Genomic DNA, 3,217 nt, shown 5'->3' on the forward strand with positions numbered 1-3,217 from the left:
AGTAAGAGTCGTTTGCCGAAGGAATCGGGCGGGGGCGGGCGTGGTTGGCCTGCGCCCGTTCGTTTCCGGGGGACGCTATAAGGGGGCAGCCTGAGGCATGCCTTCCGATCGGAGGATCGAACGATGGCAATGTTAAGTTTTGAGAGGAAGTACCGCGTACGCGGAGGCCAGCTGATCGGAGGCGCGGCGCTGGACTTCTGGATCGGTCCGTTCTATGTGGGGTTCTTCGGGATCACGGCGGCGGTATTTGCGCTGCTGGGAACGGCACTGATCGTGCTGGGTGCCTCATGGGGTCCGACCTGGAACCTGTGGCAGATCAGCATTGCGCCGCCGGATCTGAAATACGGTCTGGGCCTGGCGCCGCTGCGCGAAGGCGGTTTATGGCAGTTCATCACGATCTGCGCCGTTGGTGCATTTGTCTCGTGGGCACTGCGTGAAGTCGAGATTTGTCGCAAGCTGGGTATCGGATATCACATTCCGTTCGCCTTCAGTTTTGCGATTTTGGCGTATGTCACGCTGGTGGTGATTCGTCCCTTCCTGTTGGGTGCGTGGGGACACGGCTTCCCGTACGGGATCATGAGCCACCTGGACTGGGTGTCGAACACCGGCTATCAGTACCTGCACTTCCACTACAACCCGGCGCACATGCTGGGGATCGCGTTCTTCTTCACGACGACGCTGGCCTTGGCGCTGCACGGATCGCTGATCCTGTCGGCGACGAACCCGCGCAAGGGAGAAGCGGTGAAGACGGCGGAACACGAAAACGCCTTCTTCCGTGACGTGGTCGGGTACTCGATTGGTGCGCTGGCGATTCACCGTCTCGGTCTGTTCCTGGCCCTGTCGGCGGCCTTCTGGAGCGCGGTGTGCATCGTCATCAGCGGTCCGTTCTGGACGCGCGGCTGGCCGGAATGGTGGAGCTGGTGGCTCCAGACTCCGAACTGGCGCTAACAGGGAGCGACACAAATGGCCGAATATCAAAATATCTTCAACCAGGTCCAGGTGCGCTCGCCGGCGCACCATGGCGTCCCGCACACGCGGGGCCAGTCGGGCCGCATCGGCACTCCGTTCTTCGTCAATCTCCTTGGCAAGATCGGTGACGCGCAGATCGGACCGCTGTATCTGGGCTTTACCGGGGTCGCCTCCCTCGCCTGTGGCTTCATCGCTCTCCTGATCATCGGCATGAACATGGCCGCCCAGGTTGCGTGGAGCCCGATGGAGTTCGTGCGGCAACTGCCGTGGCTGGCTCTCGAACCGCCGGCGGCGAAGTACGGCTTGTCGTTCCCGCCGCTCGCCGAAGGGGGCTGGTGGCTGATGGCGGGCTTCTTCCTGACGCTGTCGATCCTGCTGTTCTGGGTGCGCACCTATCGCCGCGCCGTGGCGCTTGGCATGGGCACGCACGTCGCCTGGGCCTTCGCTTCGGCGATCTGGCTCTACCTCGTTCTCGGTTTCATCCGCCCGGTACTGATGGGCAGTTGGGCGGAAGCTGTGCCTTTCGGCATCTTCCCGCACCTTGACTGGACGGCGGCGTTCTCGATCCGTTACGGCAACCTGTACTACGACCCGTTCCACATGCTGTCGATTGCCTTCATGTACGGGGCGACGCTGCTGTTTGCGATGCACGGAGCGACGGTGCTGGCGGTGTCCCGTCTTGGGGGCGAACGCGAGCTCGAGCAGATCACCGACCGTGGGACGGCCTCGGAACGTGCGGCGCTGTTCTGGCGCTGGACGATGGGCTTTAACGCGACGATGGAATCGATTCACCGCTGGGGTTGGTGGTGCGCGGTGCTGGTCACGCTGACCGGCGGCATCGGCATCCTGCTCTCTGGCACGGTGGTGGACAACTGGTATCTGTGGGCCGTCAAGCACGGCGTGGCGCCTGCGTACCCGCAAGTCTTCCCGGGAGTTGTTGATCCGGCCACCATCACGACGGGGGTGACGCAATGAACGCCAGGAATCAGAAGCTGGCCTGGGCCGCTGGCGCCCTTGGGCTGATCACCCTCACCGCGGGTTGCGACAAGCCGCCGCTGGAGACGGTGCAACCGATCCAGCGTGGCTACCGCGGCCTGGGGATGGTCGAGATGTACAGTCCGGCGACCGTTGCCGCGCTGGCGAAGACGCAACAGTCGCCGGCGGCCGCGCCGGCGGTGCCGGGAGGTGGGCCGCTGGCGGCCAGCATCTACCAGAACGTGCAGGTGCTCAAAGACCTCGACATTGGCGAATTCAACCGTCTGATGGTCTCGATCACCCAGTGGGTGGCACCGGAGCAAGGCTGCTCCTACTGCCACGCGGACGGCGATCTGGCGGCCGACACGGTCTACACCAAGGTCGTTGCCCGGCGCATGCTGGAAATGACGCGCCACATCAACAGCGACTGGAAGCCGCACGTCGCCGAGACGGGCGTTACCTGCTACACCTGCCACCAGGGCAAACCGGTCCCGCAAAACATCTGGTTTGCCGATGCCGGTCCGAAGGGCGCCGGTGGGCTGATGGCGACGCGTGGCGGGCAGAACACGCCGGCTCCGGCGGTCGGACTGACGTCCCTGCCGTTTGATCCGTTCAGCATGTTCCTCGAGAAGGCGACTCCGGTTGCGGCGATCTCGAAGACCGCGCTGCCGGTGAAGGGGGCCAACCCGGCGGACGTGAAGAGTTCGGAGGCCACCCTCGGCTTGATGATGCACATCTCCAAGTCGCTGGGCGTCAATTGCACCTACTGCCACAACACCCGTTCGTTCGCCGAATGGAGCTCGAGCACGCCGCAACGTGTGACGGCCTGGCACGGCATCCGCATGGTGCGCGACCTGAACGTCGACTACCTGAACCCGCTGCGCGACACCTTCCCGGCGAAGCGTCTCGGCCCGCAGGGGGATGGACCGAAGGTCAATTGCGCCACCTGCCACAACGGTGTCTACAAGCCGCTGTATGGCGTGAGCCTGCTGAAGGACTACCCGGCGCTGAAGAAGCCGGCGGCGAAGGTGGCTCCGGCCGCTGCGCCGGCGGCGGTGGAAGCCGAAGCACCGGCCCCGGCCGGGACCTGATGTAGGTTTGCGGTACGACCTCGCAAAACGGCCAGCCTGGCAACAGGCTGGCCGTTTTGTTATGAGGCAGGGAGTATGGCGGGCTGGACGGGCGGACGGAGAGAACGGTCGCAGGGCGACGCTACGCGGTGGTAGGCGGTCTAGCCGGGGCGCTTCCGAGGAAAGCGCGCAGGTGGCAGCGG

3 protein-coding genes are annotated in these 3,217 nt (G+C 64.5%); all 3 read left to right on the forward strand.

Annotated features, from left to right (window positions below; translation table 11 throughout):
* The first annotated feature begins 123 nt into the window (after positions 1 to 123).
* From pufL to pufC, 3 genes are read left to right on the forward strand one after another with little or no spacing between them, the layout of a single operon-like run.
* Positions 124 to 948, forward strand: a complete 825-nt coding sequence (gene pufL / locus GHK24_RS13440) for a photosynthetic reaction center subunit L (protein ID WP_153473391.1) — start codon at positions 124 to 126, stop codon at positions 946 to 948.
* 15 nt (positions 949 to 963) lie between these two features.
* The gene (gene pufM, locus GHK24_RS13445; RefSeq protein ID WP_153473392.1) at positions 964 to 1,944 is read left to right on the forward strand and encodes a photosynthetic reaction center subunit M; all 981 of its coding nucleotides are present in this window, start codon (positions 964 to 966) and stop codon (positions 1,942 to 1,944) included.
* Positions 1,941 to 3,035, forward strand: coding sequence for a photosynthetic reaction center cytochrome PufC (pufC, locus tag GHK24_RS13450; RefSeq protein ID WP_153473393.1), 1,095 nt, complete (start codon positions 1,941 to 1,943; stop codon positions 3,033 to 3,035). The genes pufM and pufC overlap by 4 nt, the downstream gene beginning before the upstream one ends.
* Positions 3,036 to 3,217 lie beyond the last annotated feature (182 nt).

The sequence above is a fragment of the Rhodocyclus gracilis genome (assembly GCF_009617575.1).
Classification (GTDB): Bacteria; Pseudomonadota; Gammaproteobacteria; order Burkholderiales; family Rhodocyclaceae; genus Rhodocyclus; species Rhodocyclus gracilis.

Bases quoted from the DNA above. Each gene is read 5' to 3' on its own strand.
- pufC (WP_153473393.1), top strand. From the start codon at position 1,941: ATGAACGCCAGGAATCAGAAGCTGGCCTGGGCCGCTGGCGCCCTTGGG.
- pufM (WP_153473392.1), top strand. From the start codon at position 964: ATGGCCGAATATCAAAATATCTTCAACCAGGTCCAGGTGCGCTCGCCG.
- pufL (WP_153473391.1), top strand. From the start codon at position 124: ATGGCAATGTTAAGTTTTGAGAGGAAGTACCGCGTACGCGGAGGCCAG.